The organism is Zestomonas insulae (assembly GCF_016901015.1).
In the GTDB taxonomy this organism is placed as follows: Bacteria; Pseudomonadota; Gammaproteobacteria; order Pseudomonadales; family Pseudomonadaceae; genus Aquipseudomonas; species Aquipseudomonas insulae.
Map to the genome: position 1 here is coordinate 749,249 of NZ_JAFEUP010000003.1, position 24,522 is coordinate 773,770.

At 65.4% G+C, this 24,522-nt stretch carries 23 protein-coding genes; 8 read left to right on the plus strand and 15 right to left on the minus strand.

What is annotated here, in order from left to right; all coding sequences use genetic code 11:
* Nucleotides 1-35 precede the first annotated feature (35 nt).
* Nucleotides 36-467, plus strand: a complete 432-nt coding sequence (locus JQX08_RS13370) for a DUF4124 domain-containing protein (protein WP_205348863.1) — start codon at nt 36-38, stop codon at nt 465-467.
* 73 nt (nt 468-540) lie between these two features.
* Entirely contained in the window at nt 541-906 is a 366-nt protein-coding gene (locus tag JQX08_RS13375; protein WP_205348864.1) for a PilZ domain-containing protein, read from the plus strand.
* A gap of 45 nt (nt 907-951) precedes the next feature.
* Here JQX08_RS13375 and JQX08_RS13380 read toward each other — a convergent pair whose 3' ends face one another.
* From JQX08_RS13380 to JQX08_RS13410, 7 genes are all read right to left on the minus strand, one after another.
* Entirely contained in the window at nt 952-2,283 is a 1,332-nt protein-coding gene (locus tag JQX08_RS13380) for a DUF58 domain-containing protein (RefSeq protein ID WP_205348865.1), read from the minus strand.
* Entirely contained in the window at nt 2,280-3,320 is a 1,041-nt protein-coding gene (locus JQX08_RS13385; RefSeq protein WP_430472531.1) for an AAA family ATPase, read from the minus strand. The genes JQX08_RS13380 and JQX08_RS13385 overlap by 4 nt, the downstream gene beginning before the upstream one ends.
* The gene (locus tag JQX08_RS13390) at nt 3,317-4,555 is read right to left on the minus strand and encodes a DUF4350 domain-containing protein (RefSeq protein ID WP_205348866.1); all 1,239 of its coding nucleotides are present in this window, start codon (nt 4,553-4,555) and stop codon (nt 3,317-3,319) included. Before JQX08_RS13390 ends, JQX08_RS13385 begins: the two co-directional genes overlap by 4 nt.
* Nucleotides 4,552-6,135, minus strand: a complete 1,584-nt coding sequence (locus tag JQX08_RS13395; RefSeq protein WP_205348867.1) for a DUF4129 domain-containing protein — start codon at nt 6,133-6,135, stop codon at nt 4,552-4,554. The genes JQX08_RS13390 and JQX08_RS13395 overlap by 4 nt, the downstream gene beginning before the upstream one ends.
* The gene (locus JQX08_RS13400; protein ID WP_205348868.1) at nt 6,122-7,102 is read right to left on the minus strand and encodes a stage II sporulation protein M; all 981 of its coding nucleotides are present in this window, start codon (nt 7,100-7,102) and stop codon (nt 6,122-6,124) included. Before JQX08_RS13400 ends, JQX08_RS13395 begins: the two co-directional genes overlap by 14 nt.
* Entirely contained in the window at nt 7,099-7,803 is a 705-nt protein-coding gene (locus JQX08_RS13405; RefSeq protein WP_205348869.1) for an RDD family protein, read from the minus strand. Before JQX08_RS13405 ends, JQX08_RS13400 begins: the two co-directional genes overlap by 4 nt.
* A 247-nt stretch (nt 7,804-8,050) precedes the next feature.
* Complete coding sequence (locus tag JQX08_RS13410) at nt 8,051-8,386, minus strand: GrlR family regulatory protein (protein ID WP_205348870.1); 336 nt, start codon at nt 8,384-8,386, stop codon at nt 8,051-8,053.
* 271 nt (nt 8,387-8,657) lie between these two features.
* On the opposite strand from JQX08_RS13410, the gene sbcB reads away from it, so the two are divergent.
* Nucleotides 8,658-10,085: an exodeoxyribonuclease I gene (gene sbcB, locus JQX08_RS13415; protein WP_205348871.1), complete on the plus strand. Its 1,428-nt coding sequence runs from the start codon at nt 8,658-8,660 to the stop codon at nt 10,083-10,085.
* Between the two features lie 90 nt (nt 10,086-10,175).
* On the opposite strand, the gene mvaT is transcribed toward sbcB, so the two are convergent.
* On the minus strand, nt 10,176-10,550 hold the full coding sequence (gene mvaT, locus JQX08_RS13420; protein WP_205348872.1) for a histone-like nucleoid-structuring protein MvaT: 375 nt from the start codon (nt 10,548-10,550) through the stop codon (nt 10,176-10,178).
* Between the two features lie 342 nt (nt 10,551-10,892).
* Here mvaT and purU point away from each other — a divergent pair, with 342 nt between their 5' ends.
* On the plus strand, nt 10,893-11,744 hold the full coding sequence (gene purU / locus JQX08_RS13425) for a formyltetrahydrofolate deformylase (protein ID WP_205348873.1): 852 nt from the start codon (nt 10,893-10,895) through the stop codon (nt 11,742-11,744).
* Between the two features lie 56 nt (nt 11,745-11,800).
* Here the strand turns inward: purU and JQX08_RS13430 are convergent, their stop codons facing one another.
* Entirely contained in the window at nt 11,801-12,478 is a 678-nt protein-coding gene (locus tag JQX08_RS13430; protein ID WP_205348874.1) for a pirin family protein, read from the minus strand.
* 152 nt (nt 12,479-12,630) lie between these two features.
* Here JQX08_RS13430 and JQX08_RS13435 point away from each other — a divergent pair, with 152 nt between their 5' ends.
* Nucleotides 12,631-12,828: a hypothetical protein gene (locus JQX08_RS13435; protein WP_205348875.1), complete on the plus strand. Its 198-nt coding sequence runs from the start codon at nt 12,631-12,633 to the stop codon at nt 12,826-12,828.
* A gap of 63 nt (nt 12,829-12,891) precedes the next feature.
* Here the strand turns inward: JQX08_RS13435 and JQX08_RS13440 are convergent, their stop codons facing one another.
* Nucleotides 12,892-14,769, minus strand: a complete 1,878-nt coding sequence (locus JQX08_RS13440; RefSeq protein ID WP_205348876.1) for a methyl-accepting chemotaxis protein — start codon at nt 14,767-14,769, stop codon at nt 12,892-12,894.
* 187 nt (nt 14,770-14,956) lie between these two features.
* Here JQX08_RS13440 and JQX08_RS13445 point away from each other — a divergent pair, with 187 nt between their 5' ends.
* On the plus strand, nt 14,957-16,441 hold the full coding sequence (locus JQX08_RS13445) for a helicase HerA-like domain-containing protein (protein ID WP_205348877.1): 1,485 nt from the start codon (nt 14,957-14,959) through the stop codon (nt 16,439-16,441).
* Between the two features lie 79 nt (nt 16,442-16,520).
* On the opposite strand, the gene JQX08_RS13450 is transcribed toward JQX08_RS13445, so the two are convergent.
* The 3 genes from JQX08_RS13450 to JQX08_RS13460 form a co-directional block, all read right to left on the minus strand.
* Complete coding sequence (locus JQX08_RS13450; protein WP_205348878.1) at nt 16,521-16,736, minus strand: hypothetical protein; 216 nt, start codon at nt 16,734-16,736, stop codon at nt 16,521-16,523.
* Between the two features lie 272 nt (nt 16,737-17,008).
* Nucleotides 17,009-17,464 carry a PaaI family thioesterase gene (locus JQX08_RS13455; RefSeq protein WP_205348879.1) on the minus strand — a complete coding sequence of 152 codons (456 nt, stop codon included), beginning with the start codon at nt 17,462-17,464 and terminating at the stop codon, nt 17,009-17,011.
* Nucleotides 17,465-17,527: 63 nt separating this feature from the next.
* The gene (locus tag JQX08_RS13460) at nt 17,528-19,168 is read right to left on the minus strand and encodes an electron transfer flavoprotein-ubiquinone oxidoreductase (RefSeq protein WP_205348880.1); all 1,641 of its coding nucleotides are present in this window, start codon (nt 19,166-19,168) and stop codon (nt 17,528-17,530) included.
* Nucleotides 19,169-19,243: 75 nt separating this feature from the next.
* On the opposite strand from JQX08_RS13460, the gene JQX08_RS13465 reads away from it, so the two are divergent.
* Nucleotides 19,244-19,465 (plus strand): hypothetical protein, encoded by a 222-nt coding sequence (locus JQX08_RS13465; RefSeq protein ID WP_205348881.1) that lies wholly within the window; start codon nt 19,244-19,246, stop codon nt 19,463-19,465.
* Between the two features lie 12 nt (nt 19,466-19,477).
* Nucleotides 19,478-20,338 carry a cache domain-containing protein gene (locus tag JQX08_RS13470; protein ID WP_205348882.1) on the plus strand — a complete coding sequence of 287 codons (861 nt, stop codon included), beginning with the start codon at nt 19,478-19,480 and terminating at the stop codon, nt 20,336-20,338.
* Nucleotides 20,339-20,345: 7 nt separating this feature from the next.
* Here JQX08_RS13470 and JQX08_RS13475 read toward each other — a convergent pair whose 3' ends face one another.
* Nucleotides 20,346-21,011 carry a response regulator gene (locus JQX08_RS13475; RefSeq protein ID WP_205348883.1) on the minus strand — a complete coding sequence of 222 codons (666 nt, stop codon included), beginning with the start codon at nt 21,009-21,011 and terminating at the stop codon, nt 20,346-20,348.
* On the minus strand, nt 21,008-24,400 hold the full coding sequence (locus JQX08_RS13480; RefSeq protein WP_205348884.1) for an ATP-binding protein: 3,393 nt from the start codon (nt 24,398-24,400) through the stop codon (nt 21,008-21,010). The genes JQX08_RS13475 and JQX08_RS13480 overlap by 4 nt, the downstream gene beginning before the upstream one ends.
* Between the last annotated feature and the right edge of the window lie 122 nt (nt 24,401-24,522).

Genomic DNA, 24,522 nt, shown 5'->3' on the forward strand with positions numbered 1-24,522 from the left:
CGCTAAGCTGGTGCCAGACTTCAGGGAGGAGCGTCATGCATCGAGTGTGTTGCGCCGTATGGCTGTGCGTCGCGTTGTCCGGCGCACAGGCGGCGGAGATCTACCGTTGGACGGATGCCAGCGGCCAAGTGCATTTCAGTGCGAAACCGCAGGCCGGGGCCAAGCAGGTCGAGGTCAAGCCGCAGGTGGTCGAGCGCGATGCGGCGACCCGCGAGCGTGAGGCCAAGGCAGATCGCTTCTACGAGGCGCGGCGGCAGGAGCAGCAGAGCGCCTCGGCGCAACAAGCCGAGCGCCAGGAGAAACGCTCGCAGGAGTGCGGCGTCTTGCGTGAGCGCTTGAGTCAGGTGTCGCGCGGCGGCCGCTACTACCACGTCGATGACCGTGGGCAGCAGGTGTATTACAGCGACGAGCAGATCGAAACCGCCCGTCGTCAGCTGATCGAGCGTATCGAGCAGCAGTGCAGTTAGGGCTGGCCGTGGGCGGGTCACGGCGGCATACTCTTCCGTGACATAGCGATTTGCCAGCACGTGGTCGACCATCATGCAGACGCAGCGCCGAATCCGCAGTATCGAACGCCACCAGTTGCCGTATTACCTGAAGGTGTTCAACCGCATTACCGACAAGCCCATGGGCTCGATCGGCAATGTTTCCCTTGATGGGCTGATGCTGATCAGCCAGCTACCGATGTTGGTCGGCGCCCGTTTCGACCTGCGTCTGAAGATTCCCGCCCAGGACGGCATGCGCTTCATCGACTTCTCCGCGACTTGCCAATGGTGTCGCGAGGACGTCACTCCCGGTGGCTATGACTCAGGCTTCAGCCTGGTGGCGCCGCCTGCCGAGTACGTCGAGATGGTCGAGGCGCTGCGCTACTACTTCAGCTTCCACAGCTTGGCCGCGTCGGCCTAAAGCCCGCTCGCGCGCGGCGCTGCCCGGCGCCACGCCGCATCGGGGTCAGAGTACCCCGGCCTTTTTCCAGGCCAGATAGCGGCCCACCAGTTCCGGCCCCAGTTCGCCCGGCCGCGCGTCGAGCACCGGCAAATCATGAGCGGCCAGCCGTTCGTGCAGGTCGCCGCGCGCATTGAGGTAATCCACCGTGCCGCAGTAGGCCAGGGCGTCCTCGTAGCTCTGCACCGGCGTCTGGCGCAGGCGGTCGAGCACCTCCTCGCGCAGGCTGGCGATCAACACGCGATGCCGGCGGCCGAGGCGCTTCATGGCACCGAGCAGCTCTTCATCGTCGTCGTCGCGCAGGTTGGTCAGCACCACCACCAGGGCGCGGCGCTGCTGGCGAGCGAGCACGTTATCGACGGCGGCGCCGAAGTCGGCCGGCCGCTGGGTAACGGCGAGGTCGTACACACCATTGAGCAGCACGCTGAGCTGGGCATGGCCCTTGTTCGGCGGCAGGAAGCGCGGCTGGTCGCCGGCGAAGGTCGCCAGGCCGACCGCATCGCCCTGGCGCAGTGCCACATAGCTGAGCAGCAGGCAGGCGTTCAGCGCGTGGTCGAAGTGGGCGAGATCGCCATCCTGGCTGCGCATGCGCCGGCCGCAATCAACTAGAAAGAGAATCTGCTGGTCGCGCTCGTCCTGGTACTCGCGGGCAATCGGCGTGCGCTTGCGCGCGGTGGCCTTCCAGTCGATCTGCCGCAGCGAGTCGCCTTCGCGAAACTCGCGCAGCTGATGGAACTCCTGACCGAGGCCGCGGCGCTGGCGCTGGCGCACGCCGAGCTGGCTGAGCCAGTGGTCGACCGCCATCAGCTGGGCGCCGTACAGCCGAGCGAAGTCGGGGTAGACGCGGGTTTCACCGGGCAGCTCCAGCAGGCGTCGGCCCTGCCACAGGCGCAGCGGGCTGGGCAGCTGCACCTCGCAGCGCGGCACCTGGAAGTGGCCACGGCGCAGCGGGCGCAGACGATAGCGGTACTGACTGACCTGGCCGAGCTGTAGCGCGACCCGCTGCGGCAGGTGCTCGAATTCCATACCCGCCGGCACGTGATCGAACAGCTCCAGCCAGGGCGTGCGGCTCAGCTGGTGGTGGACATCCAGTTGCACCTCGCTCCAGCGGCCCAGCGACAGGTTGCCCGGCAGCTGACGCTCAAGGCGTGGCGACGGCAGCTGGCGCAGGCCGAGCGCGTCGATTGCGGCGAGCAGCATCAGGCTGAGCAGGGCGATCCACCACAGGCGAGTCAGCAACGACGGCGGGGCATGGCCGAGCGCCGTCAGCGCCCCGAGCAGCACGGCGACGGCGAGCAGGCCGGCGAGCAGCGCCAGCAGCGTGCGGGATGGCTTCATAGACGCGGCGCGGCGACCTGGTCGAGCAGTTGCAGGAGCACTTGATCGACCGACAGGCCTTCAATCTCCAGTTCCGGAGACAGGCGCACGCGGTGGCGCAACACCGCCAGGGCGCAGTGCTTGATGTCGTCCGGCAGGACGAAGTCGCCGCCGCGCAGCAGCGCGCGGGCACGCCCGCCGCGCACCAGGGCGATGGAGGCACGCGGCCCGGCGCCGAGCAACAGCCCCGGCCAGTTGCGCGTGGCGCGCGCCAGGCGCACGGCATAGTCGAGCACCTGGTCGTCGATCGGCAGATCGCTGGCGATCTTCTGCAGGGCGAGCACGTCCTTGGCCTGCAGCAGCGGGCGCAGCGGGGTGACTTCGAGCATGTCGGCACGCGCCGAGCGGGTCACCTGGCGGACCATCTGTACTTCCTCGTCGGCCTGCGGGTAGTCCATGCGCAGCTTGAGCATGAAGCGGTCCAGCTCGGCCTCGGGCAGCGGGTAGGTGCCTTCCTGCTCGATCGGGTTCTGCGTTGCCAGCACCATGAACGGTTGCGGCACGGCCAGGGCGCGACCCTCCAGGGTCACCTGGCGCTCCTGCATGACTTCCAGCAGCGCCGCCTGGGTCTTCGCCGGGGCGCGGTTGATTTCGTCGGCGAGCAGCAGGTTGGTGAACACCGGACCCTTGCGCAGCTTGAACTGTTCGCTCTGCAGGTCGTACACGGCATGGCCGGTGACGTCGCTGGGCATCAGGTCGGGGGTGAACTGGATGCGCGCGAACTCGCCGCTGAAGCAGCGCGCCAGGGCGCGCACCAGCAGGGTCTTGCCGAGGCCGGGAACGCCCTCGACCAGCACGTGGCCGCCGGCGATCAGCGCGGTGAGCACGTCGTCAATCACCGCGCTCTGGCCGATCAGCGCCTTCTGCAGGTCGCTGCGCAACGCCTGGGCCAACTGGCTGGCGCGCTGGCGCTGGGCCGCGGGGTTGGCGGGGGCCGGCGCCGGACCGCCGGCGCTGTCCGGCATTTCAGCCGGGGATTCGGGGAATTGCTCGCTCATAGGGCGTTCCTGAGGGTTTGTAGGTGGGCGACCTGGCGGGTGAAGTCGGGTGCGGAAAGGCGCTGCGCCGGCAGTGGACGCATGGCCTGGCTCACGGCACTGCTGGGCAGACGGGTGAGGCGGCCGAGCACCTGCCACTGGCTGGCCACGTCGAGGCGCTCGAAGCCGGCATGCCGGCGCCGCGCACGGCGCTGGATGTCGCGTTGCAGGGCCTGGATCAGCGACTGCTGACCGCCGTGGCGCAGCTGGAAGTCGGCGCTGCCGCGCAGGTGCTCCTCCAGTTGCCGGCGCGCGCGGCTGAGCGGCGCCAGCAGCGGCCCGCGGCGTCGCCCGACATGCCACAGCAGTAGCGCGACGAGCAGGGCCAGCGCCGCCAGCGCTTCGGGGAAGTACTGGCGCAGCAGGCTGAGCAGGCTGTCGCGGTCGGCGCGATAGAGCAGGGTCACCGCGCTGTCCTGGGTCAGGTACCAGAGCAGCCAGGCGTTGTCGTATTTGGCGATGTGGGTGTTCTGCCAGATCCACGGGTCGCTGAGCACGCTGACCAGGCCATTGCCGTAGTACAGCTGCAGCAGGTGGGTGCTGTCGCCGCTGTTGGCCCAGGCGTGCGCGAGGTTCTTCGAGTCGTACAGGTGGTAGTCGGTATCGAAGTCGATGTAGGCCGGCGCGGCGTCGTTCTCCAGGTACAGCTTGGTCAGCTGTGGATACCGGTCGGCGTCTTCGCTTGGCTCATCTTCGGCCGCCGGCGCGGCGTCGCTGTCGGCCTTGGCGGCGTCGGCGGGCGGCTGACTGGCGTGGCCCTTGTCGTCTTCGTCGAGGTCTTCGCTGAGGAACTGCTGCACGCCGAGGTGATCGAGCAGCAGGTCGCCACTCTTGCCTTCCTTCTCGTCCCACAGGCGTTCGGCGACCACCAGCAGATGGCCGCCCTTGCTGGCCCAGTCGAGCAGTTGTTCGGCCTGGCGCGGGGTCATGTTGCCGCGGTCGCCGAGCAGCAGCAGGGTCTGCCCGGCACTCGGCAGCGCCGCGACCGCCGGCAGGCCATCGGCGCGCTGCACGCGGATGCCGCGCTGGCGCAGGAACTGCTCGGCGGCCAGGTAGGGATTGCTGCGCGCTTCCGGCGAAGCGCCGTGCTTGAGCTCCTCCTGGTAGGGCGTCAGACGGCCGAGCGCGTAGATGGCGAGCAGGCCGACGGCCAGCAGCAGGCCGGCGCCGAGGTAGAACTGGGCGCGCCGGCTCATGCGCGCAGCCCCTGCGGAAATTGCCGGCGCCAGCCTTCACAGAGGCCACGCTTGAGGCTGGCCGGCGGCAGGCGATGGCCGTAGGCGAGGTTCTGCCAATGGCGGGTGAGGATCTGGCTGAAGCGGCTCAGCTCGTGTTGCTGCAGCTGATCGATCAGGGTCAGCACTTCGCCTTCGGTGTGCGAGCTCTTCAGCGCCAGGCGCTGGTCATGTAGCAGATGGCTGAGCAGCGCCCGGTAGAGCAGGCCGAGCGCCTCGCGCGGCCGCTCGTCCCACAGGCGTTCGGCAGTGCCGGCGATGTCGTCGGGCAGGCTTTCCGGCGCCACTTCCAGGCCGAACAGCACGCTTGGCGGCAGGCTGGTCCGCCGCTGCGGCAAGCCGAAGCGGCTGGCGAAGGTGCTCAGCCACTCGCGGTAGCGCCACAGCAGCAGGATCACGGCGCTGGCGAGCAGGGCCCAGAGCACCACCTCGAGGATCAGCGCCAGCGTTTTCAGGCCGTGCCAGCGCTCGAGCAGGTTGAAGAAACCCTTGAGCAGCTTCTCCAGGGCGCTGTGGTCGGCCTCGCGCGCCGGCTTGTCGGCTTCGTCGCCGAAGCGCCAGCGGGTCACGGTCTCGCGATTCTCGAAGGGCGGCTGGTCGAGCAGGCTGGTGATGGCGTCATGCGCGGCCTGGCTGGTGAGCTTTTGCTGTAGCAGGCGTTCGGCTTGCGGGCCCTGCGGATCGAAGGCCTCGGGTAGCGGGCAGCTGCCGACCGGCTCGGCTGCCCACACCGGCGCGGCCGGCGGCAAGGCGAGCAGGGCGACACCCAGCAGCAGGGCATAGGCGACACCGCCCAGGCGCTGGCGCAGGCGGCGGAACGTCAGTTCGATGTCCCAGGCTTCCAGCTGGGTGCGGCGGTTCAGGTAGAGGGTGAAGCCGCAGGCCACATACACCGGTTCCCAGACGATCAGCACCAGGGCGTACAGCAGGTTGGACAGGTGCTCCAGCCATAGCCAGTCCTCGCTGCTTTCCTGCAGCAGCTTCTGCCAGTTCCAGTCGAGTTCGAGCTGTTGCGGCAGCAGCAGGTAGAGCAGCGAGATCAGGCCGAGCCACAACGCGCCTTCCAGGTGCACGCCGACCAGGGTCAGCCAGGTCGCGCCGCCGGCATCGCGCTGGCCGAGCACCACCAGGCGTTGCTGGCGAGCGCGGCCGCTCAGGCCTTCGAGTTGCAGCACTGGCAGGTCGAAGCTGCGGGTCATGCTCAGGCGCCGCCAGGTCAGGCTGGCCAGCAGTTGCGGCTTGAGCAGACGCGGCCAAGCGCGCAGTGCTTCGCGCAGCGTCGGCACGTCGCCGAACAGCGCACGGGACAGGATATGCAGCGGCAGACGTTCGAAGGCCGGCTTGAGCAGCCAGAAGAGCAGCAGCGCCCAGCTCGGGTAGCGCCACAGCAGCAGGCTGAGCAAGGCGAACACCGGCAGGCTGACCAGCGCCCAGCTGGCCATCAACAGTCCGGCATGCCGGCGCGCCAGCAGTACGCCAAGGTCCATGGCCTCCCAGGCGCTGCGCGGGCGGATGGCCACACTGGCATCAGTCAGGCGCATGCTGACCTCGTCCGGCGAACAGCAGATAGGCCAGCACCAGCAGCCACAGCCCGGCGCCGACGACGTATTTGACCAGCGGCGTGGTGTAGGTCATCGATGACCAGTAGGCCTCGACGAATGCGGCGATCAGCAGCAGCAGGGCGGCGCCGGCGACCAGTTGCACCGCCGGTTTGGCGGCCAGGCGCAACGCTTCGCTGCGCGGCCAGCGCCCAGGGGCGAGCAGCGCGCTGCCGAGTTTCAGGCCAGCAGCACCGGCCAGGGCGATGGCGGTCAGTTCGAACGCGCCGTGGCCGATGACGAACGACCAGAAGGTTTCGCCGAAGCCGATCTGCGTCAGATGGCCAGCCACCGCGCCGATCATCAGGCCGTTGAACAGCAGGAAGAACAGGCTGCCGAGGCCAAACAGCAGGCCGCTGGCGAAGGTCTGAAAGGCGATGCCGATGTTGTTCATGATGTAGAAGCCGAACATCATCCAGTCGTCGCCGGAGTCGCGTTCGCCGAAGCGCCCCAGGCGACGCGCGTCGGGGTCGTACATCTGCTCCATCGAGCCGACCTGCTCGGGGCTGATCACGCTGTAGACCAGGTCGGGGAATAGGTAGACCAGTAGCGCTATGCCGATCAGGCTGCCGAAGAACAACAGGCTGGCGGCGACCATGCAGCGCCATTCCTGACGCACCAGGCGCGGCAGGCCGCCGAGCAGGAAGCCGATCAGCCGTGCGCCAAGGTGGTCGCGATGGCGGTAGAGCTGCTGGTGGCCACGCATTGCCAGCTGCTGCAGCTGATCGACCAGGTGACTGCTGTAACCGCGCTCGCGGGCCAGCGCCAGGTGTTGGCAAAGGTGGCGGTAGTCGCTGCTGAAGTGCGCGCTGGTATCGCGCGACGCCTTGCCGCGTTCCAGGGCGTCGAGCTGCTGGGTGAAGCGTTGCCAGGCGCTCTGGTTGCGTTGCTCGAAGAGGCTCTGCTTCATGTCGGCCCCAGCAGCCCGCGGGCGATCCGATTGAGCTGGCGTTCGGCCTGCTCGGCCGGCACGTCCAGGGTGTCGGCGAGAATCGCTGCCAGCTCGGCGCGGCGCGGCGCGGACAACTCGCCCTGGCGTTCGGCGAAGCCGAGCAGCGCGCGCTGCTCGCTGACATTGAGCGGGAAGGGCGCGCGCAGTGGTTCGGCCTCGGGCAGTTGCGGGCGGCTCGGCGGCGGATCGCGGTAGACCACCAGGGTGCCGGCGGCGAGGTCGCCGAGGCGCTTGAACGCCGGGTGCGCCAGGCAGCTGAGGATGCCCAGCAGGTAGGCGAACGGCAGCAGGTCGACGAAGCGCAACAGGTTGCGGGTCAGCGAAGCGCCCCAGCCGATTGGCGTGCCGTCATCGTTGACCACGCGCAGGCCCATCCATTGCTTGCCCGGGGTGCGGCCCTGGTTGAGCACCTCAAACAGCACCATGTACCACCAGTTGAGCAGAAACAGCAGGATCGCCCCCAGGCCCATGCCGAACTGACCGAGCAGGCTGAGCGCCACGAACAGTACCAGCAGCACCAGGCCACGAATGCCGAGGTCGATGGCGAACGCCAGTGCACGCGGCACCAGGCCAGCCGGGCGCAACAACAGATCGATGCCTTCCGGGGTTTCCACGCGAAAGCGGGTGTCCAGCGGACGGGCAGCGGCGGCGGTGTGCATGGCGGGGCTAGGCGGCCTGGCCGGAGCGCAGGACGAGGGCGGGGTGCGGCAGCACGGTGACGATCCTTGTGCGATTTTATGAGCGGCATGCTAGCGGCACAGTCGGGGCCACCACAAGCTGCAGGCACATCTGTCGGCACGCCAGGATTGACGCACTTCTGCTGACGTCAGCCGTTCTTGCAGCCCGCCGAGCGCGGGCTTTTTATTAGGGCGCGACGTTGAAGGTGGTTGACGGGGCGGCCGTGGATCAGGCGGTAGCCGCGAGCTTCTTGCCAATGGCGGTGATCAGCAAGTTGGGCCGACCGGTCACGGCACCGGCCAGAAAGATGTTGCCAGTCGAGGCGTCGAGATTTCCCGCGAAGTCGACTTCGAGTCGCTCGATATCTGCGACAGTTGCGTCAGCCGGCTTTCGTTGTTCGGCAATGATCTGCGCGTGAATCTGACCATTGTCACTTTGGAACTGGCCGCGATAGATAAGGTGCAGGTCGCCGCCATTCAGGCTGCCGTCCTTGATGACAACCAGTCCTTTTCCGAAGTCCTTGAGGGACGATTTGAAGTTGATCTCGTAGATTCCGTTTGGCATTGCGTGGCCCAGGCAACAGGTTGAGTGCCATTATTGTGACATCATTCTGGCGCCAATTTCGAGTCGAATACTGTTTCCTTATTGGACGAAGTAGTTGGGTTAGTTGCATGAGTGCCGCAAGTAGTTAGCCGAGAAGAGGGCACATTGAACGCGGAGGAGATGTGGCAGAACCCGCCTGATACTCTGGAATCTGTCCGCGTAGAATGCGGCAGTCAAAAGCAGAGCGATTGCATTGGGCGCTCTTCGTTGCAGCCATTGATCCAGGGAAGTTATGTCTTCAATTTTTTGGTACGACTACGAGACCACCGGTATCGACCCGCGCCGCGACCGCCCGCTGCAGGTCGCCGGCATCCGCACGGACGACGCGCTGAACGAGATTGCCGCGCCGATCAATCTGTACTGCCGGCCGAGCGAAGACATCCTGCCGCACCCGATGGCCTGTCTGATCACCGGTATCGATCCGCAGCGCCTGGCCGAGTGTGGCCTCGGCGAGGCGGAGTTCATGACCCGCGTGCACGCCGAGCTGGCGACACCCGGCACCTGCGGGGCGGGCTACAACACCCTGCGCTTCGACGATGAAGTGACGCGCTACAGCCTGTATCGCAATTTCTTCGACCCTTACGCCCGCGAGTGGCAGGGCGGTAACAGCCGCTGGGACCTGATCGACGTGGTGCGTACCGCTTACGCGCTACGCCCGGAAGGCATCGAGTGGCCGCAGGAAGATGGCCGGGTGACCCTTAAGCTGGAGCGCCTGACTGCCGCCAACGGCCTCGAGCACGGCCAGGCGCACGATGCGTTGTCCGACGTGCGCGCCACCATCGCCCTGGCGCGCCTGATCCGCGCGCGCCAGCCGCGCCTCTACGACTACCTCTACAAGCTGCGCAGCAAGTCCCTGGTGCTCGAGCAGATTCGTCTGCTGCAACCGCTGGTGCACATTTCCGGGCGCTTCTCCGCGGCGCGCGGCTATCTCGCCGTAGTGCTGCCGCTGGCCTGGCACCCGCGCAATCGCAATGCACTGATCGTCTGCGACCTGCAGAGCGATCCGGCGCCGTTGCTGGATTACGACGCCGAACGCTTGCGCCGCCTGCTGTACACCCGTCGCGACGACCTCGCCGAGGGCGAGCTGCCGGTGCCGCTCAAGCTTGTCCACGTTAATCGCTGCCCGGTGCTCGCCCCGCTGAACGTCTTGCGCGAAGCGGATCTGCAACGCCTGCAGGTGGATATGTCGCTCTGCCAGGCGCGCGCCGTGCAACTGCGTGAGGCCCAGCCGCTGTGGGCGGGCAAGTTGCCGGCGGTGTACGGCGAAGAATCGTTCGCCGCCAACGCCGATCCGGAACAGCAACTCTATGACGGCTTCTTCGGCGACCGCGATCGGCGTTTGTGCGAGCAGGTGCGCAGTGCCGAGCCGGCGCGGCTCGGCCAGGGCGGTTGGATGTTCGATGATCCGCGTTTGGTGGAATTGCTATTTCGCTATCGCGCGCGCAACTTCCCGGAAACTTTGCAGGCGGACGAGCAGCAACGTTGGCAAGACTTCTGCCGTCAGCGTCTAACTGCCAAAGAGTGGGGCGCGCCAAATACCTTGGCGGAGTTCCACGGCGCGTTGGCCGAGGCCTTGGTGAGTGCCACGCCAGAGCAGCGAAGTTTGTTGCTGGAGTGGCAGGCCTATGCGGAGCAGCTGGGCCGCCGGCATGGTCTTTAACTAATCCGCGCGGTGATCTGGAAGCCCAATAAAAAACGCCAGCAGTGCTGGCGTTTTTTATTGGTGTCGCAAAGCGCGTGTCGCGAGCGCTTAGCCGAGCAGGGTGGCCCAGCTTTCAACGGTGTCGGCGCCCCACTTGGCTTTCCACTCTTTCAGAGTCTTGTGGTTGCCGCCTTTGGTTTCGATCACTTCACCGGTGTTCGGGTTCTTGTATTGCTTGACCTTGCGGGCGCGCTTGCTGCCAGCAGGCTTGGCGGCACGCGGAGCTTTGCCGGCTTTAACTTCCGGATCAAGGATGGCGATGATGTCGCGCAGCGACTTGGAGTATTCGCCCATCAGCTTGCGCAGTTTGCCTTCGAATTCCAGCTCCTTCTGCAGCTTGTCATCTTGGGAGAGGTTCTTCAGGCGCTCTTGGAGTTCTTTGATTGCTTCTTCGGTAGCGCGGTATTCATTGATCAGCGACATGGGCTTTACCTTGAATTCTTCTGAGGTGGTTGGCAGAGGTAGTGGTTTGAATAATAGTCAGGCAATTTGATCAAGTAAACATATTCGAAAAGTTTTGCGTCAATTAACACTTTGCACATTCAAATTCGCCACAAGTCAGCAAGCGCCACTGAAGTTAATCATCACGAATAACCGAAAGGTATTAAGAAGAGAGCCCTTGCCATATGCAGGGTTTATTGTCCGCGATGTGGGCGCCGCGCGGGGGAGGACTAGTGCCGCAGCGCATTGGCGGACGGGCCGGTACTGCAGTTTTCCCGGGGTGTGGCTAGAATGGCGCCCTTTGCAGTTTCTGGAGTTAGTTGCATGCGCACTTTTCGACTGGTCATCGCTTGTCCGGATGGCGTCGGTATCGTCGCCAAGGTCAGCAGTTTTCTGGCGACCTATAACGGCTGGATCACGGAGGCGAGCCACCATTCGGACAATCAGAGTGGTTGGTTCTTCATGCGCCACGAGATTCGCGCCGACTCCCTGCCGTTCGACCTCGAAGGTTTCCGCCAGGCGTTCGCGCCGATCGCCCGTGAGTTCTCCATGGAGTGGCGCGTTACCGATTCCGACCAGAAGAAGCGCGTGGTGCTGATGGCCAGCCGCGAATCGCATTGCCTGGCCGACCTGCTGCACCGCTGGCACAGCGGCGAGCTGGATTGCGAGATTCCCTGCGTGATTGCCAACCATGACGACCTGCGCAGCATGGTCGAGTGGCACGGCATTCCGTACTTCCATGTACCAGTCAATCCGCAGGACAAGGAGCCGGCGTTCGCCGAAGTCTCGCGTCTGGTGCGCGAGCATCAGGCCGACGTGGTGGTGCTGGCGCGCTACATGCAAATCCTGCCGCCGCAGCTGTGCCAGGAATATGCCGGCCAGGTGATCAACATCCACCACAGCTTCCTGCCGTCGTTCGTCGGCGCCAAGCCGTACCACCAGGCCGCACGGCGTGGGGTGAAGCTGATCGGCGCGACCTGCCACTTCGTCACCGAAGAGCTGGATGCCGGTCCGATCATCGAGCAGGATGTGGCGCGGGTGACCCACCGCGACAGCATCGAAGACATGGTGCGGCTGGGCAAGGACGTGGAAAAACGCGTACTGGCCCGCGGCCTGCGCCTGCACCTGGAAGACCGGGTGATGATTCACGACAACAAGACGGTGTTGTTCGACTGAGTCGATAAAAAAGGCGAGCCGGATGGCTCGCCTTTTTTCTTGCAGCTGCCGCGCGCCTATTCGGCCGGCAGGTCGAACAGCAGTGCCTCGCCATGACCGTCGAAGCGCAACGCTTCCCCCTCGCGGACCAGCAGGCCGTCGCCCGCCTGTAGCGTCATCTCGGCGTTGGCCAGCGTACCTTCCAGTACTTGGAGATAGACCCAGCGCCCGGCGGCCGGCTGGTAGTCCAGACGGCTGCCCTGCCAGCGGTATAGCGTGGCGTCCTGGGCAATCTGCAGCGTGCCGTTGGCGCCGTCCGGGGTGATTACCGCCTGCAGGCCGTCCTGCGCCGCGAAGGCGCGTTGCTGGTAGCTCGGCGGCAGGCCACGCTGCGCCGGCTCGATCCAGATCTGCATGAAGTGCACCGGCTCGCTTGACGAGGCGTTGAACTCGCTGTGCTGGATGCCGCTACCGGCGCGCATCAGCTGGAACTCGCCCGCCTGGATGTGCTCTTCGGTGCCGAGCGAGTCGCGGTGTGCCAACGTGCCGCTGCGCACATAGCTGATGATCTCCATGTCGCGATGGCCATGCGGGGCGAAGCCGCCGCCCGGTGCGACCCGATCGTCGTTGATCACCCGCAGGTGCGAGAAGCCCTGGTGGCGCGGATCGTAATAGTGGCCGAAGGAGAAACTGTGCTGGCTGTTCAGCCAGGACAGCTGCGCGCGACCGCGTTCGGCGGAAGGACGAATGATCATGGAGCACCTCCTGGTTAATCAGTGGATGGGCGCCATATTGCAGAGCAGACAGATCAATAAAAAGTATAAATTTGCGCTGAAAGCGATCAGTTAAATCGATTAATTATTGGGGGGTGCCTGAGCATACTGACGGCTGCACAGGAGGCAGACCCATGACCGATCCCCTCGATCGCGCGACATCCAGCCCACCACCGACGCTCGGTGAAGGCTGTGTGCGGCGTTACGATCCGGAAGCGTTGAGCAGCGAGAACGGTACCGAGTTTCCCGGCGCCGCCGAGCTGTGGCAGCAATTGCAGGAAGAGCAGGAAGAGCAGGGCGCGGAGGGGGCGGGCAAGGTGCCGCCGAAGTAGCGGGAGCGGAATGAATCCGCTGCCCCTGAACGCCGTGCGCGGCGTCCAGGGGCGGGGATGGCGTCAGATGCGGAAGCTGTCGACCAGCTGCTTGAGGCGGCCGGATTGCTGCTCCAGCTCGCCGCAGGCGCGCAGAGTGGCCTGCAGGTTTTCCACGCCTTCCTGGTTGAGCACGTTGATCTCGGTGACGTCCATGTTCAGCGACTCGACCACCGAGGTCTGCTCTTCGGTGGCGGTGGCCACCGACTGGTTCATGCCGTCGATTTCGCCGATCCGGTGGGTCACGCTGCTCAGGCGTTGACCGGCCATGTTGGCGATCTCCACGCTTTCCTCGCTGTAGCGCTGGCTCTCGGTCATGGTGGTGACCGCTTCACGGGCGCCGACCTGCAGCTCCTCGATCATCTTCTGGATCTCCTGCGCCGACTCCTGGGTGCGATGCGCCAGGTTGCGCACCTCGTCGGCGACCACCGCGAAGCCGCGTCCGGCTTCACCGGCACGTGCCGCCTCGATCGCCGCGTTGAGGGCGAGCAGGTTGGTCTGTTCGGAAATCCCTTTGATCACTTCGAGGATCTGGCCGATGTTCACCGTCTTGCCGTTGAGCGCTTCGATGTTGGAACACGAGGCGCTGATCTTGCTCGACAGCTCGTTCATCGCCTGGATGGTGCGTTCCACCACCTGACGGCCGTCTTCGCTCTGCGAGCGCGCATCGGAGGCCTGGTGCGAGGCATCGGCGGCGTTGCGGGCGATCTCCTGGGCGGCGGCGCCGAGCTCGTTGATCGCCGCGGCGACGCTGTTGGTGCGGTTGGCCTGCTCGTCGGAGTTGACCATCGACGAGTTGGAGGCGTTGACCACCAGCTGCGCCACTTCGTTGAGCTGGCGGGTGGCCGACGACACTTCGCGGATCGAGCTGTGGATCCGTTCGACGAAGCGGTTGAAGGCGCTGGCCAGCTCACCGAATTCGTCGTTGTTCTGAATCACCAGACGCTTGGTCAGGTCGCCTTCGCCCTGGGCGATGTCCTGCATGGCACGACCCATGGTGTGCAGCGGCTGCATCAGCACGCGGATCAGCATGCTCAGCAGGAAGATGATGCTGACCACCGCGATCAGCGTGGCAATCACCGCCGAGGTGCGGAACTCGCTGAGCATCGCGTAGGCCTTGTCCTTGTCCACCGACAGGCCGACGTACCAGGTCACCGAGGGCAGGCCCTTGACCGGGGCGAAGGTGAGGATGCGCGTGTGGCCGTCCAGCTCACCCTCGCTGACCGAGGTGCCGATCTTCGGAGTGTTCTGCGGGTAGAGGTCCTTGAGGCTCTTCATCACCAGATCTTTGTTGGGATGCACCAGGATCTTGCCGTCGGCGCTGACCAGGAAGGCGTAGCCCATGCCACCGAAGTCCAGGGCATTGATGATCTGGGTGAGGGTCTGCAGGCTCAGGTCGCCGCCGACCACGCCTTGTCCGCCCGCCGGGGTGGCAATGGTCATGATCAAGGCGCTGGTGGCCGCGTCCACATAGGGTTCGGTGAGCGTGGTGCCGCCGGCGGCCTGGGCATCCTTGTACCAGGGGCGGGTGCGCGGATCGTAATCCGCTGGCATGGCGCTCTCCGGGCGCATGATGAAGCTGCCGTCCTGGCTGCCGACGTAGCTGAAGGTGAAGGTCGAAGCCAGCGCGCGCTGCTCGAGCAGGCCGATGGTGGCCTGCTGATCGGGCTCACGGGCGATCGACTGCGCGGTGTGTTCCACCAGCAGGATGCGGCCGGAGAGCCAGTTCTGGATATTACCCGCGGTGCTCTCGCCCATCTCGTGGAGATAGGCCTCGAGGTCGGCGCGAATCGCGTTGCGCTGCAGGTAGTCGTTGTAGAGGGTAAACAAGGCGAAAGCTGCGGTGACCACCAGCGAGGCGGCGAGCAGGATCTTGTGGCTGAATTTCAGGTTCTGAGTCATGGCTTCTTGCGTCCGTTGAGTTCCGGCACCAGTCTTAGCCTGACAACGAGTCGCGGCGCGCCGGCTTGTGGCCTGGGCGCGCCGTGATCGTGAGCAGGGGTCTTTGTCTTGGCGGTCGATGTCCGAGCATCGAGCTTGGTCTTATATCGACCATTTCGGGCAAAGCTTTAAATCAGGGAGTGGCAGCATGCCTTTATCTAGTTCGTTCACCATTGGCGCCGATCCGACCGGGCAGCCGGTGGCCCAGTTGCTGAAGCTGGCCAACCGTCACGGCCTGATTGCCGGCGCCACCGGCACCGGCAAGACCGTGACCCTGCAGCACCTCGCCGAACTGTTCAGCGATGCCGGCGTGGCGGTATTCGCCGCCGACATCAAGGGCGACCTGTGCGGCCTGGGCGCGGCGGGCAATCCGCAGGGCAAGGTGGCCGAGCGCATCGCCTCGATGTCCTGGTTGAACTACCAGGCCAAGGCCTATCCGGTGAGCCTGTGGGACGTCGCCGGCGGCACCGGCCATCCGCTGCGCACCACGCTCAGCGAAATGGGGCCACTGCTGCTCGGCAACCTGCTGGAGCTGACCGACAGCCAGCAAGCCGCGCTGTATGCGGCATTCCAGGTCGCCGACCGCGAGGGCCTGTTGCTGCTTGACCTGAAAGACCTCAAGGCGCTCCTCAACCACCTCAAGGACCATCCGGAGCTGCTCGGCGAGGACCGCGCGCTGTTTGCCGGCGCCTCCGCGCAGGCGCTGCTGCGCCGCCTGGCGACGCTCGAACAGCAGGGCGCCGAGGCGCTGTTCGGCGAGCCGGCCCTGCAACTCGAAGACATCCTGCGCCCCGAGGCGGACGGCCGCGGGCGTATCCATCTGCTCGACGCCAGCAAGCTGGTTCACGAAGCGCCGAAGGTCTACGCGACCTTCCTGCTCTGGCTGCTCGCCGAGCTGTTCGAGCAACTGCCCGAGCGCGGCGATGCTGACAAGCCGGTGCTGGCATTGTTCTTCGACGAAGCGCACCTGCTGTTCAACGGCACGCCGAAGGCCCTGCAGGACCGCCTGGAGCAAGTGGTGCGACTGATCCGCTCGAAGGGCGTCGGGGTGTATTTCGTCACCCAGTCTCCCAGCGACCTGCCGGACGACGTGCTCGCCCAGCTGGGCCTGCGCATCCAGCATGGCCTGCGCGCGTTCACCGCCAAGGAGCAGAAATCGCTGCGCGCGGTGGCCGACGGTTTCCGTCCCAATCCGGCGTTCGACACCTTGGCGGTGCTCACCGAACTGGGCATTGGCGAGGCGCTGGTCGGCACCTTGGAGGAGAAGGGTACCCCGGCTACGGTGCAGCGGGTCGCGATTGCTCCGCCGCAGTCGCGCATCGGCCCGTTGAATGCCGCCGAGCGCGAGGCACTGATCCGCCAGTCCCCACAGGCCGGGCGCTACGACAAGCCGATCGACCGCGAGTCGGCCTACGAGCGCCTCACTGCGCGCACCGAAGAGACGCGCCAGGTCGAAGCACCGGCCGGCAAGCAGGGGGCTGACAGTGGGTTGGGCGGGATGGCCGGCGAGCTGCTCGGCAGCCTGGCCAGTCAGGCGATGAAGACCGCGGTACGCCAGGCAGCCAACCAGTTGGGGCGGCAGTTGGTGCGCGGGCTGATGGGTTCGTTGCTGGGGGGCAGCAAGCGCCGCTGAAGCAGGACAACGGCAGCCTGCGCACGCCACGCCGGAGCGGCGGCTGCGCAGGTCATGCGGTGCGGGTTAGGGCCGCGATCTAGGTGCCACTCTGGTCGTCCAGTTTGGCCTGTTGATCTTTTTCAATCTTTTCCAGTTCCTTCTCGAAGGCTTGATCAAGAAGGCTGGCTTTCTTGCGCCAGGGCTTGCGCTCGGGGTCCGGTTGAGCGGCGTAGGTAATTACTTCCCCGCCATAAACATCCTTGTAACGCTGCGCCTGGCGCTCGAGTTCGGCGCGCAGTTCGTCTTTCGTCACGTGGTTTCCCGTTGGTCTCAGTGTTGGCAACTGGTGGGGCGTCAATGCCCCAAGCATCCGACCGGCAGTTATGGGTCTTGGTTTGTTTTTTTCGATGCTCGATGAAGCGGAACATCACAGTTCAGGATTGCAACGCAAGACTGTGACGGCTTCGTGGCGAAGTATAGCCAGATTGGCGCAAATACCCAGTGATATGAACTTGGCACGCCAACAATATGAGCTGGAAAGTTGAGCACCTCTCGCTGGTTAATTAAGCGAGAGGCGCTGACTGATCAGGCGTCAGTCACGGGAAACGGCTTGCTGATGTATTTGAAGGTGCCCGAGGCGCTGGCCACCGTGTCGCCCTGACTGTTGCGCAGCTCGGCCTCGCAAAAGGCCAGCGAACGCGTGTGGTGGCGCACGCTGCCGAAGGCTTCGAGCACTTCGCCGACATCGCCGCCGGGGCGCAGGAAGTTGGTTTTCATTTCAATGGTCACCACACCACGGCGTTGTTCGTCGTGATAACTGGCGGTTAATGCCATTGCCACATCCAGCAAAGTCATGATGACTCCGCCGTGTGTACTGTCCCAACCGTTCAAATGTTCGCGTTCGACGCGCAGCACCAGATGGCCGGGGGTATCGGCATTAGTTGCCGGGCGATAACGAAGTTTGATGTGGTCGAGCAGGGGAATGGCGATTCCGCGGTGCTCGGTATACAGCTTGAGTTGTTCCGCATCGATCGGTGTCATGCAAGTTGTCCAGGCTAGAAACAAAAATGCCCTCCTGTTAAGGGGAGGGCATTGCGTGGCTCATTACATATTGGGGTAGTTCGGTCCGCCGGTGCCTTCCGGGGCGACCCAGGTGATGTTCTGCGCCGGGTCCTTGATGTCGCAGGTCTTGCAGTGCACGCAGTTCTGCGCGTTGATCTGGAAGCGCTTGGAGCCGTCGTCGTTGCTCACCACCTCGTACACGCCGGCCGGGCAGTAACGTTGCGCCGGTTCGTCGTACAGCGGCAGGTTCTGGCCGATCGGGATGTTCGGGTCGGTCAGCTTCAGGTGAACCGGCTGCTCTTCCTCGTGGTTGGTGTTCGACAGGAACACCGAGGACAGCTTGTCGAAGCTCAGCTTGCCGTCCGGCTTCGGATAGTCGATGCGCTTGGACTCGGCAGCGGGCTTCAGGCAGGCGTAATCCGGCTTGTTGTCACGCAGGGTGAACGGGATCTTGCCGCCGAAGATGTTCTGGTCGACGAAGTTGAATGCACCACCGACCAGCGCGCCGAACTTGTGGATCGCTGCGCCGAAGTTGCGGCTGCGGAACAGCTCGTCGTACAGCCAGCTGGCCTTGAAGCTATCGACGTAGCCGGTCAGTTCGTCACCGCCCTGACCGTCGGCCAGCAGCACGGCGGCCACTGCGTCGGCGGCGAGCATGCCGGACTTCATCGCGGTGTGGCTGCCCTTGATCTTGGCGAAGTTCAGGGTGCCGAGGTCGCAACCGATCAGCGCGCCACCCGGGAAGACCATCTTCGGCAGCGAGTTCAGGCCGCCCTTGCAGATGGCGCGGGCACCGTAGGCCACGCGCTTGCCGCCTTCCAGGTACTGGGCCACCACCGGGTGGTGCTTGTAGCGCTGGAACTCGTCGAACGGCGAGAGGAACGGGTTGGAGTAGGACAGGTCGATGATCAGACCGACCACCACCTGGTTGTTTTCCAGGTGATAGAGGAACGAGCCGCCCGGGTTTTCGTCATTCAGCGGCCAGCCGGCGGTGTGCACCACCAGGCCGGGCTGGTGCTTGGCCGGGTCGATGTCCCAGATTTCCTTGATGCCGATGCCGTAGTGCTGGGCGTCGGCGTCGGAATCGAGGTTGTACTTCTTGATCAGCTGCTTGCCGATGTGGCCGCGGCAGCCTTCGGCGAACAGGGTGTACTTGCCGCGCAGCTCCATGCCCGGGGTGTAGTAACCCTCTTTCGGATGGCCTTCGCGGTCAACGCCGAGGTCGCCGGTGATGATCCCGCGCACCACGCCGTTCTCGTCGATCAGTGCTTCCTGAGCGGCGAAGCCCGGGTAGATCTCGACGCCCAGGGCTTCGGCCTGCTGGGCCAGCCAGCGGCACAGGTTGCCCAGCGAGATGATGTAGTTGCCCTCGTTGTGCATGGTCTTGGGCACGAACAGGTTGGGCACCTTGATCGCCGAGTCGGCGTTCTTGAGCATGTAGATGTCGTCACGCGCGACCGGGGTGTTCAGCGGCGCGCCGAGCTCTTGCCAGTTGGGGAACAGCTCGTTCAGCGCACGCGGCTCGAATACCGCGCCGGAAAGAATGTGGGCACCGACTTCGGAACCTTTCTCAACCACACAGACGCTGATTTCCTTACCGGCTTCGGCGGCCTGTTGCTTGAGTCGGCAGGCGGCGGACAGGCCCGACGGGCCGGCGCCGACGATGACGACGTCGAATTCCATAAATTCACGATCAGACACAGTTACGTTCCCCTTGGTTATTTGGTCGCACGGCAGCTCTGGGCGATGGAGTCGGCCATGGTTTCTAAGCACGGATGGAATATGGGCGGCCAATTTGACCAGATCGCCATTGCGGCGGAATCGTCCATAGGGGGTAATTTGCCGGATTTTGGCGTCCGCGTCGTGGTTTCCGGTCGCGCAGTGCTTATGCATGGCATAAATCTCGTCATTTATGGCCAGGTCAGCGGCTATGTTGTAAGAGCCGCGCCGGCGTTGCGCGGCGAAATCCCACTTCCGTGAAGGAGAGACACGATGGTCGCGGTCTATCGATTCTGTCTGTTGTTGGGGGCAATGCTCTGGGGTGGCCTGGCGCTGGCGCAGGACGATCCCGCCTATGCCGATCAGGCGGCACGGGCCAAGGCATTGTTGAACAAGGCGGTGACCGAGTACCGCGCGCAGGGCGACAAGGCCCTCGCCGCATTCAGTCGGGTCGGCGAATTCACCGATAACGAGCTGTACGTCTGGGTGACCGATGCCCAGGGGGTGATGCTCGCCAGCGGCGGTCCGTCGCATCGGCTGATCGGGCGCAACATCTCCTCGGTGCTGGCGCCGGATCTCAAGGCCAACTTCGAGCAGGCGCTCAAGCAGCCGGAAGGCCCGGTACGCGAGACCGAGTACCGCTGGATGAACTGGCAGGACGGCAAGGTCGAACTCAAGCACGTCTATTACCAGCGGGTCGGCGACCGCATGCTGGTGGTCGGCTACTACCAGCCGCGCGCCACTCCGGCGCAGGCCACCGACCTGCTGGACAAGGCGGCCAAGGCGATGGATGGCGATGCGCCGGCGACCATCAAGGCGGTCAACGAGCTGGACAACACCTACTACCAGGACGACCTGTACGTGTTCATCGTCGACCTGCAGACCAACCGCTACGTGGCCCACGGCTACAACCTGCGCCTGGTCGGCACCGACTTCAGCAAGATCAAGGACACCGCCGGCGCCGAGATCGGCCAGCAGATGCTCGACCAGGTCAACCAGAAGGGCGAAGGGCAGATCAGCTACCGCTGGCGCAACCCGGTCACCGAGCGCGATGAGCTGAAAACCACCTCGGTGCGCAAGGTTGGCCACTACCTGGTGGCGGTCGGTTACTACACCGGCGACAACGGCCAGTAGGCGCCACTCAGCGACACAGGGCGATGGCCAGCGCCGCCGCGGCGGTGCGGGTCTCCACGCCGAGTTTCACGTAGACGTGCTCGAGGTGCTTGTTCACGGTGCGCGGGCTGAGGCCGAGGATGTCGCCGATGTCGCGGTTGGTCTTGCCGCAGGCCACCCAGTGCAGCACTTCCACCTCACGGCCGGTGAGCTGATAGCGGCTGTTCAGCGCTTCCAGGTTCTGTTCGCCGGTCAGCGTCGGCTGGCTCGCCGGGGTGCGCCGCGCCGCCTGCAGCTGGCGTGCGGTGCGCAGGTGGGCGGCGACGCGGGCGAGTACCTCGTCGGTCTTCAGCGGCTTGGTCACATAGTCGATGCCACCGGCGGAGAACGCCTCGACCACGTGTTCGCTGTCGGTCAGCGCGGTCATGAACAGCACCGGGATGTCGGCGATCTCGGCCTGCGCCTTGATCCGTCGGCAGGTCTCGAAACCATCCAGACCAGGCATCACCGCATCCAGCAGGACCACGTCCGGGCGGCGCCGCTGCATGCGTTCCAGCGCGCTGGCGCCGTCCATGGCGACCAGCACCATGTAACCGGCGGCATCCAGCGCGTCGGAGAGCAGGGCGAGGTTGTCCGGGGTGTCGTCGACGATCAGCACCACGCCGGGTTCATCGAGCGGTACGAGGGCATTCATAGCGTTTCTCCTTCGGTGGGCAGCCCGCTGTGCTGCAGGGCCTCCTTGAGGCGGCGGTTGAAATCGTTGAGCTGGAAGCGCTTGACCAGCGCGCGCAGCGCCTGGGCATAGGCGGCGCTGGCCGGTTCCTCGTGCTCGACACGCTCGAGCCGCTCCAGGATGCCCTTGACGTAGCCGAGCGCACCCAGTTCCTGCAGCTCGGCCAGGCTCGCCGCGCTGGGCGCAATCAGCAGCGGTGAGGCCAGCGGCGCCTCGTCGGCGCGCTTGAGCCATTCCAGGCCGAGCTGCGCCTTGATCTTCTCTAGCAGCTGCGGGGTATGCACCGGCTTGGCCAGGTAGTCGTTGCAGGTCGCGGCGACGCTGCGCTCGCGGTCGTCGGCGAAGGCGTTGGCGGAGATGACGATGATCGGCGCCTGCGACAGCGCGTTGCGGCGGATCAGCGCACTGGTTTCCCAGCCGTCGAGCAGCGGCATCGACAGGTCCATGAGGATCAGGGCGGGGTTGAGCAGGGCGACCTGGCGCACCGCCTCCTGGCCGTTGCCCGCCTCGGCGATCTGGAAGCCCAGCGGTTCGAGCATGCCGGCCAGCACGCGGCGGTGCTCGACGTGGTCGTCGACCAGCAGCACCAGGCGACGTGGGCCCTGGTAGCCGATGATGTTGTGCTCGACGTGCACCACCGCCTGCGGCACGCGCACCTCCGGCAGGTACAGGCGGACCACGAAGCAGGTGCCTTCGCCCGGCACGCTGCGCACGTCGAGGGCGCCGCCCATCAGCGCGACCAGCATGCGGGTGATGGTCAGGCCGAGGCCCAGGCCGTTGTCCTGGCGCAGCGGATCGCCGCGCTCGAAGGGCTGGAACAGCCGTTCGAGCTGTTCAGCGGCGATGCCCACGCCGGTGTCGAGAATCTCGAAGGTCGCGGTTTCCCGCGCATAGCTGACGCGCAGGCCGATCTCGCCCTGGTCGGTGTAGCGCACCGCATTGCCCAACAGGTTGATGAGGATCTGCCGGATGCGCTTGTCGTCGCCGCGCACCACCGCCGGCATCCGTCCCTGTGCGGTGAAGCGGAAGGCCAGGCCCTTGTCCTGCGCCTGCGGGGCGAACATCTGCTTGAGCTGCTCGAGAAATTCCGGGAAGGGGATTTCCACCGGTTCGAGGTTGAGCTTGCCGGCCTCGATCTTGGCCACGTCGAGCAGCCCGTCGATCAGCGAGAGCAGGTGCGAGCCGCTGCGGAAGATGGTCGCCAGCGCCTCCTGCTGGCCGCCGCCAGTGGCCGGGTCGCGCTGCAGAATCTGCGTGTAGCCGAGGATGCTGTTCAGTGGCGTGCGCAGCTCGTGGGACAGCCCGGTGACGTAGCGGCTCTTCGCCGCGTTGGCGGCTTCCGAGGCCTCCTTGGCCTTCTGCAATTCCTGGTCGGTCTTGCGGTGCGCCTCGATCTCCTGCATCAGCAGCGCGGTCTGCCGGTTAGATTCCTCCAGTGCCACGTGGCGGCTTTCGCGGGTCAGCACCACCCACCAGGCGAGGCCGGCGGCGAACAGGGTGAGGACCATGAATGCCTTGAAGAAGCCCTGGTAGAGCAGGGTCCGCTCGGCGCCCTGGAGGCCCTGGGAAACCTGGCTGTAGATCAGCGCCAGGGCGCAGAACATCAGGCCGACCACCACCAGCAGGACGCCCAGGTAGTGCGCCAGACGGGTGTGCAGACGCGGCACCGAGGCATTCGGCAGCAGCCAGCGGATCAGCTGGTCGAACTGCGCGGCGAGGCGTGCCTTGGGTTTGCACAGGTCGCCGCAGCGCGCGTCGAGCGAGCAGCACAGCGAACAGATCGGCGCGCCGTAGGCCGGGCAGAAGGCGATGTCCTCGCGCTCGAAGGGGTTGGCGCAGAGCACGCATTCCAGGTGGGTCTGCTGCGGGTGCAGCAGCTTCAGCGTGCTGCTCCGCGCCAGGTAGTAGCGGCCGCCGGTGAACCAGGCGAGCAGCGGTGCGCAGAGCAGTGCGGTGCCGAGCGCGACGACCGGCGAGGCGGCCTGGGCCAGCGCGCCGAACAACCCGGCGTGGGCGAGCACCGAGCACAGCGAGGCGACCAGCATGGCGCCGACGCCGACCGGGTTGATGTCGTAGAGGTGCGCGCGCTTGAACTCGATGTGCTTGGGCGACAGGCCGAGCGGTTTGTTGATCACTAGGTCGGCGACCACCGCGCCGATCCAGGCGATGGCGATGTTGGCGTACAGACCGAGGACTTCCTCGATCGCCTCGAACACGCCGAGCTCCATCAGCATCAGTGCGATCGCCACGTTGAACACCAGCCACACCACGCGTCCGGGGTGGCTGTGGGTGACCCGGGCGAAGAAGTTCGACCAGGCCAGCGAGCCGGCGTAGGCGTTGGTCACGTTGATCTTCACCTGGCTGACGATGACGAACAGCACCATCGCGCCCATCGCCCAGGCCGGCGAGGCGAACACGTAGCTGAAGGCCACCAGGTACATCTGCGTCGGCTCGGCCGCGCGCTCGATGGGAATCTCGTGCTGCAGGGCGAGGAAGGCGAGGAACGCCCCAGCGAGCATCTTCAACGCCCCGGCGATGATCCAGCCAGGCCCGGCCATGAGCATCGCCGCCCACCAGCGCTTGCGGTTGGCGCGGGTCTTCTCGGGCAGGAAGCGCAGGTAGTCGACCTGCTCGCCGATCTGCGTGACCAGCGCCAGTGCCACGGTGCAGGCGGCACCGAACGACAGCAGGTTGAATGCACCGGCCTCACCCTCGCGACCGGCGAAGCTGGTCCAGTCGGCCAGCGCCGCGGGGTTCTTGGCGATCACGAAGGCGTAGGGCAGGAACAGCAGCACCAACCACACCGGCTGGGTCCACATCTGCAGGCGGTTGATCAGGGTGATGCCGTAGGTCACCAGCGGAATGATGATGATCGAACAGATCACGTAGGCCAGTGCCAGCGGGATCTTGAAATACAGCTCGAGGGCCAGCGCCATGATCGCTGCCTCGAGGGCGAAGAACAGGAAGGTGAAGCTGGCGTAGATCAGCGAGGTGATGGTCGAGCCGATATAGCCAAAGCCGGCGCCGCGGGTCAGCAGGTCCATGTCCACGCCGTAGCGCGCCGCGTAGTAGCTGATCGGCAGGCCGGTGAGGAAGATCACCAGGCTGACTGCGAGGATCGCCCACAGGGTGTTGGTGAAGCCGTAGCTGATCGCCAGCGCGCCACCGATCGCCTCCAGGGCGAGGAACGACACGGCGCCCAGCGCGGTGTTGGCGATGCGCAGCTCCGACCACTTGCGAAACGACTTCGGCGTGAAGCGCAGCGCGTAGTCCTCCAGCGTTTCGTCGGCGACCCAGCTGTTGTAGTCGCGGCGAATCTTGGCGATGCGTTGGGTTCCGGTGTGCAGCACGGCGATAGTCCTGGCGACTCGGCGATGGGTGTAAATCTGCAACCTTCGTGCCTCGACGTTTAACTGACCGTGCAGTCCCTCACCCCAGCCCTCTCCCGGAGGGAGAGGGGGGTACGCGGCTG